Genomic DNA, 16,459 nt, shown 5'->3' on the forward strand with positions numbered 1-16,459 from the left:
AGTTTATGAACAACAAAATTTAATGCTTTTTAGGAAATTGAGAATGATTTCAGCAAACGGATTCAGAAGCCAGATAATATGCGCTATGATTAGCTCCTTTTTATAATTCTTTGTATTTATATGGAAGATCATCGTCCCCGGTGGGGCGGCTGGACTTCAAATCCAGATGGGGCCGCCAGCGGTCTCTGGCAGGTTCGACTCCTGTGATCTTCCGCCAATTGAGTTCTTTTGAACACCACTAAGTTCGAAAAATCCCTTATATTACCTGCAATTAATCTACTTTATAGGCCGTAATGATCATAGGAAACCGATTAGCAAGGAAAGCATGAATCAGGTTATTGAATTGCTTGGATATAAAGGAAGGCTGACAGGACATGGTTTCCGCCACATGATGAGTACAATTTTGTATGAGAAGGAATTTAACTCAGCATGGATTGAAACCCAGCTAGCGCATATTGATAGAAACGCGAGCCGTGGCACGTATAACCATGCTCAGTATCTTGATGGGAGTAGGGAGATGATGCAGTGGTATGTGGGCTACATGGGTGAGTTGGAGGGGAGCTTGGATTGTGTATTAGTCGTGACTTGCTCTGTTTGGGCATTGAGGCAACCCGAGCGACCATTTCATCATTAGAAATTATGTGTGCTGATATTGCTGAATTTCAGTTAGTCAAAGCAGTAAAAGATCAGAATGGGTGGAAGGTTGAATTGCCGATGGCAATTTTTGATCCCATGAATCCGGAACTGGTGAAGATGTCGGTAACTGGCAACTAATTGGTTTGAGTATTTTAACATTTATTCTTCCGGGTATATTAGTACCGTTGGTTTTTCACCTACTTGAGATAACGGTCAGTAAATCGGAGGTAATTGATGAGTGATAATCTTCCTGAAGCACCACATGGCGAATTTATTTTGTTCCGAAGTGAGGATGGTCAGACACACGTCGAATGCCGTTTTGAATCCGATACGCTGTGGTTATCACAAGCGGAGATAGCCAATCTTTATCAGGTGACGCCTCAGGCGATCACACAGCATATTAAGGTTATCTATGATGAGGGTGAACTTGTACAAAATTCAACTTGTAAGTCTTTCTTACAAGTTCGACAAGAGGGCAATCGACAAGTTAATCGTAATACATTGCATTACAACCTCTCAATGATCCTCGCTATCGGTTATCGCGTCCGATCTACTCGTGGTACTCAATTCCGCCAGTGGGCGACACAGACCTTGCAGGCATATTTGGTCAAAGGGTTTGTGATGGATGATGAGCGGTTGAAAAATCCGCCTGTCGGTCAGTCTGTTGTGCCTGATTACTTTGATGAGATGCTGGAACGCATCCGTGATATTCGTGCCAGTGAACGGCGCGTTTACTTGCGGGTGAAAGAGATTTTCACGATGGCAGCAGACTATGAACCATCTAATAAAGAAACAACACGTTTCTTTCAGGCAATTCAAAATAAATTACATTTTGCTTGTACGGGTATGACTGCTGCTGAACTTATCGCCAGCCGTGCGGATGCCAGTCAACTGGATATGGGATTGACCAATTACAGGTATGATGAAGTGCGCAAAACGGATGTCACTACTGCAAAGAACTATTTACGTGAGAATGAACTCAGTGAGTTAAATCGTATCGTCAATATGTGGCTCGATTTTGCTGAAGACCAAGCGCTGCGCCGTAAACAAGTTTTTTTACAAGATTGGAATACAAAGTTGGATCAGTTTTTGGATTTCAATGAACGTGAGGTATTACAAGGTGCTGGTAGTATCAGTAAAAAAGCCGCTGATGAAAAAGCCAAAGAAGAATTCGATCTTTTTGCTCAAAAACGTCGTCGTTTAAAAGAGGTAGAAGGAGCCAAAACGAATATTGCGGCGCTGAAAAATTTACTGAAAAAAGGTGAAAAGAGGAAGTAACATCACTGCTCATTCGTTACTGGCGACTGAAGTACTGTTACGTCGGTAAAGATAAAACTATCAGATAATTTAGAGGCAGATAAATCAGTTTTCTGTTTTTTTATCCGGCACTTTGTTTTAATTAAGTTCCGTTCACCAAACGGAGCTTGCCACCATGTTAAGAAAGCCATCTTTCTAGACTTTCCCGCTAGAAACGCTCTCACTTGGCGAGCTAGCCCCAAAAATCATCTGGCCCGCAAGGAGACGTTAGAGCGCAGTTTTACGGATGCGAAGCAGCATTACGGGCATCGTTATTCCCGTTTTCGTGGGTTGCTGAAAGTGCAAACTGAGGGTCTTTGTACAGAGGTCCTTTTTTGTTTTAATGAGAGGGGAATATAAAGATGTAATATCCTTATAATTACAGTTTCATCTTATTAGGTAATTAAATTATTCATAGGATTATATACTGTGAAATATTATTGTGTTTTCATTGAAGTGGATAGCGTAAATGAAACAATTAGGAAAAAGTGAAAAATAAATTATTGAGCGACCAAGTTATAAATTTCGTGCTATTAGTCAAGATTTTGTCCATACTACATAGACTATTTTACATGAATATGAGTTTAATGGTGATTATATGATTGGTAGAGTAAAGGAATATGTATGTCTTATTTTTTTGATACAGCAGTTAATATTGAGGGAAATAAGAAATTAAGAACGCCTCAGATTGAGGCATACATCAAGATTAGAGAATATTTTAATAAATCAGATAATAAAAAGGCATTAGCGGGAATACTTGAAGAAGTTAAGAGGATGATACGATGATCGACTCATTAAAAGTAAACGAGATTATAGAAAGAATGGTAGCCTTTTGCTTAGTGAAAGGTGTTCAGCCTGATGAGCTCATAACTGCTATTTTTGAGAGTGAATACGATAGCATTGAAACCATTAATAAATGTAATGAGTTGTTTTTTAATAAAGAAAGTTATTTTATAGTATAGGCAAAATTATTTTCACTTATTATGCTAATGCAATGTAGTATGTAAATTTTAATTTACGCTGAGAAAATTAGGTAATAAATTTTCGTATCCGGTAAAAGATTTCATTAAATTTAAAAGTAAAATAAAAGAGAGATAGTTTTTTATGAGTAATAATGACAAACCTAATGTTGCGGTTGGTGGTTCAATGAATACTAAAATAGGTCCATATGATGTTCATATTGAAGGTGTTCATCCAATTTCATATTATGAAGGTAGTACTCCCTTTGATTCTAATGATCAAGAAATTGAAATTCAGGATAAATTGCAATTACATTCGGAAACAAGTTTTTTGCCAAATTTTTCAGCAACTGGTGGTTACATGAGTTCTGGGCAAATGGTAAAGGCACTAACAGATGGTGCTAAATATGCTCCGATGGGAGGGATTAGTTTTGCTGATATAGTTAATACTTATAAGGATAAATATAACAAAGAGAATTGCCCTATTTGTGAAAAAAAAGATTGTCCGGTTTTAAAAAGAGATTGTGAGAATATATTGAGGGGGATAAAAAAATTTGGCTCAGAGAAAAAAGCATTTCTGATGGGTAATCCAAATATCACCAGGCCAATTATGGCTAATAGGTATGTCTTTAATTCAACATTACCTGTTATAATGAGTTATGTATCTAAGTTTGAAGGAAGAGTTAATTCAAATGTAAATACTCTGAGAGAATTTTTTGATGATCGATTCTTTTTAGAGCAGAAGATAAATTCATTTAGATTACTACCAGTTAAAATTCAAGCTGTTTTACAAATATTTGTTTATGGAAGGGATGCAAGAGATTCAAAATATGATAAATTTTATAATAACCTTAAAGGATCTACAGGAGAAGTAAATTATAATAAAGCTATAAAAGAGCTACATGATAATATGCCGCTGACAGAAAGAAATCTTTTTGTTTTAAATGAATTAATAAAAGCAAATAGTAATATTAATAATGAGGTAGGGAAAATAAAAAAATTAACTACATACCTGGCTGATTTTGATAAAAAATATGGGTATGGAACAGAAGAAGATTCTAGTTATCCTGAAGACTGGTATGGTGCTTATACTGGTGAGAGCAATAACTTGCCTCAGAAAATGAAGGAAATCTTATTTGCGATGCGGCACCCTATTGCAGCCTATGATATTGGGCTCTACGAAAGAGGTGCTACCAATATCACGACTAATGCGGTGCGTTTTTCAACCCAGGGGAATAGTAAAACGAACCCCAATGGTACGTTACTGGATAATAAATATAAGGAAGGCTCCCAGGTCAATGCCTTCCGGCATACACTATGGCAAGCTACCATTGCTGCTCGGTATGGTGAGGAAGTCGCACTCCATGCAGGCAATGCTCATGAAAGTAATCCTAAAATAGATCTTAACATCCGGCAGTTTGCTGCCCTTAAGGACGCTGATCAGACAATTGATTTACTCAATAACCAGATAGGGCGTAGGATTGGCCTACAGAGCGAGAACTCGTCAATGAAAGCGCAGGCCAAGGCAGTGTTGAATCGCTTTCATAAAGAGGGACTGTATGTTGCCAAGAAAAATGCGATGGGGTTTGAGATTGTCAAAGAAAAAATCACCGATGAGCAGTTTTCTTATATGAACTCGGTATTTGAAAGAGGAAATGAAGATGGCTTTTCACCTGAATAACTATTGGCGATGCAATTGGAACAGCAGAAAAAATAAAATCATTTTTTTTTCATGTACATTGTTGATAGTTTTTTTTGTGTTCAATAGTAACCGACAGTTTAGCATTGTTAAGAGTATGTTTGATTATGCTGATAAACATTGCCAGCAAAACACAGACTGCGTGGTTAACATCAGCAAAATCACGCCGTTTAAATGGGACACTTTGTATGTTATTGATAGTGGTTGGGATCTTGACGAAATTAAGTCTGTCATTGGTGCTGAGTTAAAGGAAAGGACTGATATCTTTTCCAAGATTATCTTTGTTAAGGATGGGCAAGTGGTTTATTTCGAAGAGTATTATTATTATCCGGATTCAGGGGATGAAAAAATTTTGGTTCTCGATTTTGATTATGAGAATCAGGAAAAAGGGCTTATAGCTTATTATCGTGTTCCCAGAGAGGCTCCCAAAATTGTCATAAAAATGAAAGGAGACCCATCAGTAGAGGACAAAATTTACTATTTATTTTCTTCCGCTAATGAGCAGCAGGTTCAGAGGAACCCCTCATCATTCCGAAAACCATCATGATGCCTTGATGTTAAAAAAACGCATCATAATACCCGGTGATATTTGCCGGGTTTACTAAATAATAGCAACAATACACCATACCAGCTAAAGAAATGAAAACTAACAACAACATCAATACCCTGCACTTGATTCTTGTCGCCATAAATGTGCGGCTAATAGGGCTTTCCAGGGGGCGAAGTCTGCCAACCATTTTTCTGCCTGTTCTGCGGAAACTTTTTCATTTTGATTGAATAATCTTTGGATATTACGTCTTACTGCGACGTCGCCATGCAATGAGCCATTTAAATAGTTGAATCCCCGTAACAGGGAATAATTAATTGTCCACATACCAATGCCTTTTATAGTGAGTAGATTATCTGTTAATTGCTGAATATCTTGCTCATCATTAGAGATGGCTAATGTTAATTCACCAGATTCAATTAATTGGCTTAAGCGGAGTAATGCTTTGGCTTTGCTGACAGAAAGTCCGCATTGGCGTAATTCATCTTCTGAATGATTGATGATTTGTCTGGCGGTTGGAAAGCACCATAGCCCGGCGGAGTGCTGAACGCCCATTGCCTGAATAAATCTCCTGCGAATAGAGATGGCTGCACTGACGCTGATCTGTTGGCCTATAACCGCCCAACTTAATGCTTCAAACGGTGTGGCCGATTGATAAATTCTTAGACCTGATTGTCTGGCAATAAGTGAACCAATAACCGGGTGTTCTTTATATAAACACTCAAATAGATGAACTGGTTGTAGAAGCCCTAGCATATGCGATGCTAAAGCAGATAAGCGCTCATCAGGGCCTGTGGTGTCACCATCAACTTTAAGTTGTATATGTGCGGTTTTTGCATTAATAGCTATGGTTAATTCCGCAGGTTTGTCATCCCACATCATTCCTTTTTGAACTTTATTTTGTTCCACAATTTCAGCGATATTTTGTTTATCTCTTTGATGAAGGGCGAAAAAATCGTGGGTATGATAATTATCGGGTAATGCGATTTTGCTGGATAAGGTGGTTTGCATTTCTTCTCTCCAAATGTATGGGTATTTTAGTGATTATAGTTAGCATGCTGGATAAAAAACTCTGAAACTTGTTCGCAAATTTTAAAAATTTTTCTGACAGGAACAATATCGTAAATTTGTGGTCTTTGTATATGTCAATTAAAGGAGAGACTAATGAAAGCATATCGTTTTAATCTACGACAGAAAATTATGACATCTGTTTTGCTTTTTTTGTGTTGTATAAGTTTCGCTTACTCAAATACAAATGTACATAAACAGTTTTTGCGTCATGATGGTAGTGAAATAACTTACTATCTTAAACAAAAAGGTGGTAAAAATCTATTAGTGCTGATACAGGGCTCTGATTGTAATAGTATCGCTAATAATAAGTTTGTGAATGATACGTTCAGTGATATTTATCCTGATAGTGATGTTCTGACTGTGGAAAAATATGGCATTAATTCATCACTCCCTTGGTCTGATGCTGTTGAACGTTCAGATTGTCCTAAGGCTTATATGAGCTCGGATACACCAGAACAAAGGGTTAAGGATTATATTCAGATCATTGATTATCTGAAACATCAGAATAAATATAAGAAGATCGTTATTTTGGGTGGAAGTGAGGGGGCAATTGTTGCTAATTTAATTACATCACAAGTCAATTATATTGATAGAACCGTGTCACTGAATGGAGGTGGGCGGTATTTCGCTGATGATGTTATTCATAGTATAAAGAGTGAGGTGCCACCAGAATATCTCAATGAAGAGATTAAAGGGTTTAGGGATTTTCAGAAAAAAATAGCTGCCGGGGATAATATGAGTCATATAGAGATGAGTAATCACGGTGCTAATTGGTGGAGAGTCTCACTTAGTATTGACCAATATAAAGTGTTAAGCCAGACTAAAAGCCCTATATTGATTATTCAAACACTAAATGATAATTCAGTTAGTCCTGATTCAGCGATAAAAATGGAAGAGCAATTAAAGAAGGAGAATATTACCTTTTATCAATATCCTGGCCTGGGTCATGGATTTAGAAATAGTGAGGGTGTTTTGCAGATTACTCCTATTGTTGAAGATATAAAGAATTGGTTATCCAAGGATTATGGATAAAAGTCTGTTATCTAAAGTAGTATTAATTCGTCGGTAATTTTTCTATATTGGAAAGTAATATTAAATTTGGAAATAAAACGTGGTATAGTCAAAATTGACACCACGTTTTTTCTAGGATTATTTTCGCATAGTAATTGTTGTTAATTTCATATCTCATTTGGCAATAAAAATATATATAAATAACAAGTTGATGATTAATGATTTGTAATAAATTTAATAATAATATAATTGCTTGAGATTTATTTTATATTCTTGTTATTATAATAGATAAATGAGATAAAATTATAATATTTACTATAAATCATCACTTGATTAATATACCGCTTGTTATTTCTAGGAAATATAGTAATAAAACGTTATGAATTATTTTTTGCTTCTGAGATGATTTTTCTGGTTTACCTTTTGTAACATAGAAGGGAAATAGTGGCTTATTTCTCATTATCATTTATCGCTGTCATTATATTTGCTAGGAAAAACTACTGAAAATATCCTGTTCATTACATGATGTAATATCTTTTTTATTTTTTATTGGGTAATAAAATATTGATTTTAAATTAATTAAATTTATTTTCTTATTTTGTTGACAATACATTAATCGCATCTATAGTTATATGTATTAGATAAATCGTCAATATGGCATCAGAAATGCTGTATATGTTATCTAAATGCTGGATAAATTCCTGATAAACACCTTGTTTTCTAGTGAAAATGGTTAAAATTTCATATGGGCAAGATGAATAGCTTATTGTACGTATTCTTGAGTAATATAAGTTATTTATCAATTGGTTAGATTAAATTTTGGAGTTTATATCATGATAATTAAGAAAGATATTTTGTTAAATGAAGAACTGATTGTCGATGATGAGCTTAAAGTGGGTAAAGTAGAGAAGGTCAATATTGATATTCTGTCACCCAGTTCAGTTATTGTTAGTCTGAATATTTTAGGCGTAGTTGATGATTTTCATCTATTACTAGTTGACGGTGATAAAGATAAAGACAAGATTGTGCTGCTCTATCTTTCTCTTTTACGTGTTCTTCATGAAAAATTAGAAGTGAAAGTAAAAGTCGCAAAAAGTAATCTTACTAAGCTAAAATATATAGTAGGTGTTGAAATTTAAGAAGTATTTGTTAAATTTCTAAATGAGTGCGTAGAATAGTTGAATTTAGTTTGAGTGATATAATCAGTTGCCAAATATAGCATTATTGCTAATTGAAATTAAGTGTAGTATTTCTTCATAGAATGGGACTGGTTTTATTAAAAACATAAATATGTTTTCTACCAAATGCACCTAACTGTAGGAAGAACGTGAATATCCACGTTCTTCCTGTCTTTATTTAAACTAATTATTATAAAATTAAGAAATAAACAAATGGTAGTTTGTTTATTTGTAGTGATATTTTTTTATAAAAATAATGACATTGGAAATAATAACAAGGATTTTGTTTTATACACGGTTAATTTAATTTCATAACGGAAGTATGTTATTACAGTTTATCTGTTATTTTTTTGATAACACTTTTGCACTTACTATTTTAAATATGGAGATAAATAGATCTATTATTTAAATTTATTGTTTTTATATGTGATTTTTTCGAACGAAAAATTTACTGAGATATTATTTTTTCTCATATAAAACACCCATATAACTTATTTTTTCTATATTAAAGATTTTATTATAAATTAATTATATTAAATTTTTAAATTTAATTTGACAATGCATTAATGGCATCTATATTTATAAGTGTTAGGTAAGATGTTAATGCAGTATCAAAAATGATAACTATCTTATCTGACTCGTAGATAATCTTTTAATGCATATTGATTTTGTAGTAGAAGTACAAACTATCTTATATTTCTCAAGTGAACGATTTGTTGTGCTGTATTTTGAGATAATATAAGTCTATTTATAAATTAATTACATTATGGAGTTTGATATGATAGTTAATCCTGATCTTAATCCTGGTCATAATGAAGGAACGGTAACTAAAATTGAAGGTGAATTTAATTTAGGAACCACTAAAAGCATAACGTTTCATATGTCAGGTAGTGTTTTTATGCTAGATTCTGCCTTGTCTGATGCTAATTATTTGTATGCTTATATTCTTATTGTAAAAGCTTTTTATAACAAAAAGAAGATATCTGTTAATGTTGATGATAGTACTGGTCTTAATATTGTTAATAAGATAACAGTTAGTAATGATTCTTAGCAGTTTGTTAACTTAGGGAAATAAACAGAGTTGCTAAATATAAACTGTTACAAATAGAAACCAATAATACGATTTATATTATAGAATAGCATTGGTTTTAATTAAATGACAAAGGGGTTTTATATAATTTATAATTAACTATAGGCGGGGCGATAATATTAACGCTCTGCCTGTTTCTATTGAGGTTAATTATGCGGGGTTAAAACAACAATATCTTATAAATAAATTTTGGTTTATTTTTGGTAATGTTTTAACAGTAATAATGATGTTGCAAATAATCACATTAACTCTATTTTACAATCCTTAAATTTAATTCCTTTACAAATTTAAATGTCCATATATTATTGCTCGCAGACAAGTTTATATTCTTATTTTAGAGTTATAAAATTACAGTGAAACTATAAAGTTGTTTCGTATATTATTACCTTGGTTGAACGTTTTATAACGGAAAAATAAATTTTTTGACAGTTTTTTACTGTTTTAAATAGCCAATATTATGATTTATTGTTGGATTTATTAGGTCTAAAAAATTGTAGTTAATTTGATTTTTTAAACTGGAAGAGATGTAAATCCATAATATTATATATGATGACATATTGAAATTGAATTTTTTCTAAGAGGTTTATATTGATGAAAATAGGGTCGCGATTAATACAGTTGTTATAGTTTTAAAGCGACATAGTATTAAAATATCAGGAGACGACATGCTTGATTCAAATTTAACAGATTGTAATAGTAAGAATTCCTCCCCAGTTTGTTCTTTTAATGAGTGGGACCCACTTGAGGAGGTTATTGTCGGTGTAGTTGATGGCGCTAGATTTCCCGGCTGGCATATGGCGATAGAGCCGATATTGCCACCGAATCAAGTCACTAATTTTTATCGGTATGCAGGTCGGTCATTCCCGCAAGAGCAAATTGATGCAGCATCTAGAGAATTAGAAGAGTTTGTCCATATTCTTGAAGGTGAAGGTGTGACAGTTCGTCGTCCAGATCCGCAAGACCAATCTCAGGTATTTGGCGCGCCAGGCTGGAGTAGTACAGGGTTTTATTGTGCAATGCCGCGCGATGTGCTGTTAGTTATTGGAAATGATATTATTGAATGCCCGCTAGCATGGCGTTCCCGTTATTTTGAGACGGCGGCATATAAGACTTTACTTAAAGATTACTTTAAGAAAGGTGCAAAATGGAGCGCCGGGCCAAAGCCGCAGTTGACTGAGGAACAATATAATTTCGAATGGCATCGGCCTAATAGCAATGAGCGTGTTCCCCTTGCGATAACTGAATTTGAACCGACTTTTGATGCTGCGGATTTTATTCGGTGTGGGCGAGACATCATTGCTCAAAAGAGCCATGTCACAAACGAATTTGGTATTGAATGGCTTCGTCGTCATATAGGTGATGAATATCGTATTCATGTTTTTGAATTTAACGATGATAGTCCTATGCACATTGATGCCACCTTTGTTCCTATGGCGCCAGGAAAACTGTTAATTCACCCAGAAAAAGTATTAAAAGTTCCTGAGCTATTTAGGAAATGGGATGTATTACATGCACCTAAACCGGTTATTCCTGATGACCATCCTCTGTATACCACCAGTAAATGGATCAACATGAATATCCTGATGTTGGATGAACAGCGGGTGATTGTTGAAAAGCAGGATGAGCCAATGATCGCTGCGATGAAACGCTGGGGCTTTACGCCAATTCCATGTAATTTCAGGAATTTTAATACCTTCGGCGGTTCTTTCCATTGTGCAACCGTGGATGTAAGACGGCGCGGAACTTTACAGTCTTATCTTGATTAGGAATGAATAATGATGGCTATCTAGAGATATTCCCTTTGGAATGCAGCAATGTTTGCATATATGGTAGCCATTGTTACGCGAGTTGTGTATTGGGGTATAAAAGTGATTATAGAATTGAATATTCTCCCAATATTTCACCATGATAAATATGCCTCTACATTTATATACGACGGATGTAAATGTTAGAGATAAATATCCGCATGCACACAGTCACTTTCAGGTTAAGATTAATCACAGTGTGTGCATGCATTTTGCTTGTATTTCTTCCCCCTTCTTCCGATCATTTCTATAATTAGGAATAGTAACAGGTTATTTAATTCTGGATTTAAGTATGAGCTCTGAAATAATTTCTGGTAGTGAATCGCTGCTAACATGAATTCAAATGACCGTAGTCACTTTCTGTTTCTCTTTATATATTAAATGATAATCACTGTTACTTGGATGTTGGTTATTTCCGTCTTACAGTACTGCCCGCATATATCGTATTACCAGATTGCATATGTGCCCTATTTGTATAACATTAAATTATTAGGAAATTAATGATGGAATCGATGATATCTAAAAATAATATTCAGTTGTTTATCAATAAAATAGATGAACTGGTTAATATTGAAAATGAAAAAAAAGGTGGTGCTCTCGCAGTCGCTATTATCCATGATGATAAGATAATTTATCAGCGTCATATCGGGCAAGCTAGCATTGAACATGCTGTTGCTATACAGACTAATACCAAATTCTATTTAGCGAGTGCTTCAAAACAATTCACGGCTTTTTGCATAGCTTTGCTGGAGAAAGAAGGAAAGCTCAACGTCAAAGATAAAATCGGACAATATTTGGATTATTTACCCGCGCGTTTCTCTGATATTACTATTGAGCATCTTATTCATCACACCAGTGGATTACGGGATGTATTTTTACTCTATAGTCTGGCAGGTAAAAACTCAAGTTTTGACTACTGCAATGCTGATTTAGTGGAAAAACTGATCCAGCGACAACAGACATTTAACACCCCCACTGGGGAATATTATATTTATAGCAACACAGGCTATTATTTGTTGGGGGAAATTATCCATGTAGTTTCAGGTAAGCCGTTGAGGGAATATGCAGAAGAAAATGTTTTCGCTCCATTAGAGATGAAAGATACCATTATCTGTGATGATATAACCGAGATTATCTCTAATCGGGCGATGGGTTACACTTATAATGAGAATTCGAAACAGTGGATAAGAAGCGATATCAACAATTCTGTGATGGGTAGTGCAGCGGTTCACTCCACAGTGAATGATTTATGTCGTTGGGCCAGAGCGTTTTATTCGCCATCAATTGTTCAGGATCTACTGCCTCAATTATCCCGTACACCAGATTTAACCAATGGTAATCGTAATAATTATGCTTACGGTTTGATTATGGACCAACGTGAAGGGCAAAGGATAATACAACACAGTGGTACCTATGCCGGCTTCCGGGCGAATATTTGTATTTTACCGGATGCTAAATTAGGTATGGCGATAACTGCTGCAAGCAATGTTGATGTTGGTAAATGGACGGATAAGTATATTGATATTTTGTTTAACACCCATATTGAACCGGAAAAACCACATTGCCTAACCAGTGATATTGATATCACCGGCATTTTCCGAGGGATAGAGCCTTATCCTTATATTATTACCAAAGAAGATGTTTATTTTTTAGGTAATTTATTTACAAAAGGCAACCCGATTATTTTTAACTCTGATGGTACATTCCAAGAACAAGGAAGTAGAATTCAGTTCAGACCCGTTATTGAAAATGGCAGTGTTATCGCACTGGAACATATTGATGAAATTGGTAACGTTTTTTATTTAAAGAAGATGAACAATGAGGATAGTGTCGATATTCAGCTATTGTCAGGGCGCTATTATAGTCACGAAACAGAGGCAATAATCAATATTATATCGTCTGGTGATGATGTTTATATTGATGGGATTATCCATCCTGTAAAAAAAGAGGCTTTACGACATATTTATGGGAATAGTTATTTCTCACCCAGTGCTGAGTTTGTTGTTGATTTTAAATTTGATCCTGATACCAATAAACCTCGTCTCTATGTCGGTAATGCGCGTTGTTTGAATGTAGAATTCGTTGCAGTTTAATTGTAAGATTAGTAAATATAAATTTAGAACAGCATTTCATTAGCAGGATAGAGTTAATGTCATTGATGGCTTAAAGATACTTTTTATTAGATGCACTTTGTTCCAGACAGAATTATTATATTTATGTTCTGTCTGTTTTTTATATACCCGTCATCTTTCAAGTTGCCTCTTTGTTGGCTGCGCTCTCTCACCCCGGTCACATAGTTATCTATGCTCCCGGGGATTCGCTCCCTTGCCGTCGCGATGCATCTTGGAATCTATAAGGTATAAATAAGGTTTCATAATAGTGCTATATTCATTTTTTCCGGGGTGATAACCCGTTTTTGTTGTCCTTTGAAACACCAGTCTGCGCCGATTTTCGGGTTTAAATCAATATTCACTTCATCTTCATAGAAAACGGGATGTTTTTCTGAAATATTCGCTTTGGCTTCCGTGATCTTTGCCATTTTCTCATCGTATTCAGGATCGGGTTGTTTTACCGTGGGAGCCGCTCTGCGCCAGACAATCCCCAACGATAGAGGACATTTTGTGTCAGAGAGAGGTTGAGTCATTCATTAAGGGTATGAGTCATGAGCTTAAGGCTCTAGCGAGAGCGAAGATAGCTGAACTCTCGGGGAGATTGCTGTAATACGCAAAGCAATAGGTTATAGAGAGGGGTGAGATCCCAGACAGCAGGTCGGCCAACCAGTAAATTTTTGAGCCCTTCGAGCCCATATAATGTAAACCACTCAACCCAACGATTGATGGAAGAACGTGCGGCATGAAGGGTTTTGGCGACATAAGTCACTGTCAATTTCTCATTGAGCATCAATCATACCGTCAATCGACGGGAATAGTTTTTATCACGGGTTTTATAGATAAGTTTTCTCATTTTCTGGCATTCATTTTAAGGTATGGCTACTATGATAGGTATCACTCAGTCCGTGTTGGGGTTTGGGATTTTTCGCGATTGATCAGATCGCAAAAATCGGACTGAGTTCCCTTCCAATGATCTACTATTTTGAAAGTTTATTTATTAGGAGATTGATTATGAAACTGACAATATCCGCAGATAATATTAAACTCTTTATTAAGAAAATAGACGAATTAGTTAATATTGAGAATAAAAAGAAGGGGGGCGCTCTCGCCGTTGCGATTACCCACGGTAATAAAATCATTTATCAGCGTCATATCGGACAAGCTAGCATTGAACATGCTGTGGTTGTAAAACCTAATACTAAATTCTATTTAGCGAGTGTTTCAAAACAATTCACGGCTTTTTGTATAGCTTTGCTGGAGAAAGAAGGAAAGATTAACGTCAAGGATAAAGTCAGACAATATTTGGATTATTTACCCGCGTATTTCTCTGATATTACTATTGAACATCTTATTCACCACACCAGCGGGTTGCGGGATATGTTTTTACTTTATGGTCTGGCAGGTAAAAACTCAGATTTTGACTACTGCCATGCTGAATTAGTAAAAAAGTTGATCCAACGACAACAGGCACTTAACGTCCCGTCTGGGGAATATTATCTTTATAGCAACACGGGCTATTATTTACTGGGGGAAATCGTCAGCGTGGTTTCAGGCCAGTCGTTGAAAAAATATGTAGAAGAAAATGTTTTCGTCCCATTAAAGATGAAAAATACCTTTATCTGCGATGATGTAACCGAGATTATCTCTGACAGGGCGATGGGTTACGTTTATAATAAGGATTCACAACGGTGGATAAGAAGCGATATCAACAATTCTGTGGTGGGTAGTGCAGGGGTTCACTCCACCGTGAATGATTTGTGTCGTTGGATGAGAGCATTTTATTCACCATCGATTGTTCAGGATCTGTTACCTCTATTATCCCGTACACCAGATTTAACCAATGGTAATCGTAACAATTATGCTTATGGTTTGATTATCGACCGACGTGCAGGGCAAACGATAATACAACACGGTGGTACTTATGCTGGCTTCAGAGCAATTATTTGTATTTTACCGGATGCGAAATTAGGTATCGTGATTACCACTGCAACAGGTGTTGATGTTGCTAAATGGGTGGATCGGTATATTAATATATTGCTTAACTCCGATGTTGAGTCAGAGAAGTCGCATTATCTAACCAGTGATATTGATATCACCGGTATTTTCCGAGGGATAGAGTCTTATCCTTATATTATTACCAAAGAAGATGTTTATTTCTTAGGTAATGTATTTGAGAAAGGTAATCCGATTACTTTTAACTCTGACGGTACATTCCAAGAACAAGGAGGTAAAACTCGATTCATGCCTATCATTGAAAATGACAATGTTATCGCACTGAAACAGATTGATGAAAATGGTAATATTTTTTATTTTAAAAAAATGAATGATGAAGGTAGTATCGATATTAAGCTATTGGCAGGTCGCTATTATAGTTACGAAACAGAGGCGATAATTAATGTTATATTGTCTGGTAAAAATATTTATATTGATGGGATTATCCATCCTATGAAAGAAGAGGTCTTACGGCATATTTATGGGAACAGTTATTTGTCAACAGGAACTAATCTTATTATTGATTTTAAGTTTTATCCTGATGAAAATAAATGTCGCCTCTATGTCAGTAATTCGCGTTGCTTGAATTTGAAATTCATTGCAGTTTAATGGGCACGTTAGTAAATACAGATGTAGAGCAGTATTTGGCTAGCAATATAGGATTGATGCTATTGTGAGAACTTGGAGATATTTTCTATTAGATACACTTCATTCTAGGCAGAACGGTTATATTTATGTTCTGCCTGTTTTTGTAAACATTAGATCCAAAATGATTTCTGAAAGAAAATAATGGTTATAAAATTTAGTTAATTTTAATTTTCATCCGCAGTTACTTTATATTGTCATTCACACATTAAATGATAGTCATTATTACTTGGATATTTCTTGTTTACGTCTTACAGTACTGCCCATATATGTACTGCTATCAAGTCGTATATATATACCCGTTATCTTTCAAGTTGCCTCTTTGTTGGCGGCATTCGTCCACCCCGGTCACATAGTTATCTATGCTCCCGGGGATTCACTCCCTTGCCGTCGCGATGCATCTTGAAATCCATAGGGTA

Annotated in this window: 13 protein-coding genes, 1 tRNA gene and 2 pseudogenes; 14 read left to right on the top strand and 2 right to left on the bottom strand. The window is 35.4% G+C overall.

Features of this window, described 5'->3' with window-relative positions; genetic code table 11:
• The first annotated feature begins 122 nt into the window (after positions 1-122).
• The 8 genes and pseudogenes from EAE90_RS02265 (at position 123) to EAE90_RS02300 (ending at position 5,137) form a co-directional block, all read left to right on the top strand.
• A tRNA-Sec gene (locus EAE90_RS02265) sits at positions 123-217 on the top strand.
• Positions 218-277: 60 nt separating this feature from the next.
• Positions 278-634: pseudogene (locus tag EAE90_RS02270) on the top strand (tyrosine-type recombinase/integrase); the annotation flags it as partial.
• Entirely contained in the window at positions 568-774 is a 207-nt protein-coding gene (locus tag EAE90_RS02275; RefSeq protein ID WP_214052099.1) for a hypothetical protein, read from the top strand. The pseudogene EAE90_RS02270 and the gene EAE90_RS02275, both read left to right, overlap by 67 nt.
• 96 nt (positions 775-870) lie before the next feature.
• Positions 871-1,914, top strand: coding sequence for a virulence RhuM family protein (locus EAE90_RS02280; RefSeq protein ID WP_214052100.1), 1,044 nt, complete (start codon positions 871-873; stop codon positions 1,912-1,914).
• Positions 1,915-2,556: 642 nt separating this feature from the next.
• A complete protein-coding gene (locus EAE90_RS02285; RefSeq protein WP_235201046.1) occupies positions 2,557-2,718 on the top strand; it encodes a hypothetical protein in 162 nt (53 codons plus the stop codon).
• Positions 2,715-2,894, top strand: a complete 180-nt coding sequence (locus EAE90_RS02290) for a hypothetical protein (RefSeq protein ID WP_214052101.1) — start codon at positions 2,715-2,717, stop codon at positions 2,892-2,894. Before EAE90_RS02285 ends, EAE90_RS02290 begins: the two co-directional genes overlap by 4 nt.
• A 142-nt stretch (positions 2,895-3,036) precedes the next feature.
• Positions 3,037-4,572, top strand: coding sequence for a DUF6973 domain-containing protein (locus tag EAE90_RS02295; protein WP_214052102.1), 1,536 nt, complete (start codon positions 3,037-3,039; stop codon positions 4,570-4,572).
• Positions 4,573-4,687: 115 nt separating this feature from the next.
• Entirely contained in the window at positions 4,688-5,137 is a 450-nt protein-coding gene (locus EAE90_RS02300; RefSeq protein ID WP_214052103.1) for a hypothetical protein, read from the top strand.
• A gap of 111 nt (positions 5,138-5,248) precedes the next feature.
• Here EAE90_RS02300 and EAE90_RS02305 read toward each other — a convergent pair whose 3' ends face one another.
• Positions 5,249-6,148, bottom strand: coding sequence for a DNA-3-methyladenine glycosylase family protein (locus EAE90_RS02305; RefSeq protein ID WP_214052104.1), 900 nt, complete (start codon positions 6,146-6,148; stop codon positions 5,249-5,251).
• A 153-nt stretch (positions 6,149-6,301) separates the two neighbouring features.
• On the opposite strand from EAE90_RS02305, the gene EAE90_RS02310 reads away from it, so the two are divergent.
• From EAE90_RS02310 to EAE90_RS02330, 5 genes are all read left to right on the top strand, one after another.
• Positions 6,302-7,240, top strand: coding sequence for an alpha/beta hydrolase family protein (locus EAE90_RS02310; RefSeq protein ID WP_214052105.1), 939 nt, complete (start codon positions 6,302-6,304; stop codon positions 7,238-7,240).
• Positions 7,241-8,052: 812 nt separating this feature from the next.
• On the top strand, positions 8,053-8,358 hold the full coding sequence (locus EAE90_RS02315; RefSeq protein ID WP_036778983.1) for a hypothetical protein: 306 nt from the start codon (positions 8,053-8,055) through the stop codon (positions 8,356-8,358).
• An 817-nt stretch (positions 8,359-9,175) separates the two neighbouring features.
• Positions 9,176-9,448 (top strand): hypothetical protein, encoded by a 273-nt coding sequence (locus tag EAE90_RS02320; protein ID WP_214052106.1) that lies wholly within the window; start codon positions 9,176-9,178, stop codon positions 9,446-9,448.
• Positions 9,449-10,152: 704 nt separating this feature from the next.
• Positions 10,153-11,253, top strand: a complete 1,101-nt coding sequence (locus EAE90_RS02325) for an amidinotransferase (RefSeq protein ID WP_214052107.1) — start codon at positions 10,153-10,155, stop codon at positions 11,251-11,253.
• Between the two features lie 539 nt (positions 11,254-11,792).
• Positions 11,793-13,385, top strand: coding sequence for a serine hydrolase domain-containing protein (locus tag EAE90_RS02330; protein WP_214052108.1), 1,593 nt, complete (start codon positions 11,793-11,795; stop codon positions 13,383-13,385).
• 299 nt (positions 13,386-13,684) lie between these two features.
• Here the strand turns inward: EAE90_RS02330 and EAE90_RS02335 are convergent.
• Positions 13,685-14,256 (bottom strand): annotated as a pseudogene (locus tag EAE90_RS02335) (transposase); the annotation flags it as partial.
• Positions 14,257-14,414: 158 nt separating this feature from the next.
• Between EAE90_RS02335 and EAE90_RS02340 the strand changes: the two are divergent.
• Positions 14,415-16,004 (top strand): serine hydrolase domain-containing protein, encoded by a 1,590-nt coding sequence (locus EAE90_RS02340; protein ID WP_214052109.1) that lies wholly within the window; start codon positions 14,415-14,417, stop codon positions 16,002-16,004.
• The last annotated feature ends 455 nt before the right edge of the window (positions 16,005-16,459 follow it).

This window comes from Photorhabdus caribbeanensis (assembly GCF_018448885.1).
GTDB classification, from domain to species: domain Bacteria; phylum Pseudomonadota; class Gammaproteobacteria; order Enterobacterales; family Enterobacteriaceae; genus Photorhabdus; species Photorhabdus caribbeanensis.

Excerpts from the sequence above, each read along its gene's own strand:
- EAE90_RS02280 (WP_214052100.1), top strand. The coding sequence starts at position 871 with ATGAGTGATAATCTTCCTGAAGCACCACATGGCGAATTTATTTTGTTC.
- EAE90_RS02285 (WP_235201046.1), top strand. The coding sequence starts at position 2,557 with ATGTCTTATTTTTTTGATACAGCAGTTAATATTGAGGGAAATAAGAAA.
- EAE90_RS02290 (WP_214052101.1), top strand. The coding sequence starts at position 2,715 with ATGATCGACTCATTAAAAGTAAACGAGATTATAGAAAGAATGGTAGCC.
- EAE90_RS02295 (WP_214052102.1), top strand. The coding sequence starts at position 3,037 with ATGAGTAATAATGACAAACCTAATGTTGCGGTTGGTGGTTCAATGAAT.
- EAE90_RS02300 (WP_214052103.1), top strand. The coding sequence starts at position 4,688 with ATGTTTGATTATGCTGATAAACATTGCCAGCAAAACACAGACTGCGTG.
- EAE90_RS02305 (WP_214052104.1), bottom strand. The coding sequence starts at position 6,148 with ATGCAAACCACCTTATCCAGCAAAATCGCATTACCCGATAATTATCAT.
- EAE90_RS02310 (WP_214052105.1), top strand. The coding sequence starts at position 6,302 with ATGAAAGCATATCGTTTTAATCTACGACAGAAAATTATGACATCTGTT.
- EAE90_RS02315 (WP_036778983.1), top strand. The coding sequence starts at position 8,053 with ATGATAATTAAGAAAGATATTTTGTTAAATGAAGAACTGATTGTCGAT.
- EAE90_RS02320 (WP_214052106.1), top strand. The coding sequence starts at position 9,176 with ATGATAGTTAATCCTGATCTTAATCCTGGTCATAATGAAGGAACGGTA.
- EAE90_RS02325 (WP_214052107.1), top strand. The coding sequence starts at position 10,153 with ATGCTTGATTCAAATTTAACAGATTGTAATAGTAAGAATTCCTCCCCA.
- EAE90_RS02330 (WP_214052108.1), top strand. The coding sequence starts at position 11,793 with ATGATGGAATCGATGATATCTAAAAATAATATTCAGTTGTTTATCAAT.
- EAE90_RS02340 (WP_214052109.1), top strand. The coding sequence starts at position 14,415 with ATGAAACTGACAATATCCGCAGATAATATTAAACTCTTTATTAAGAAA.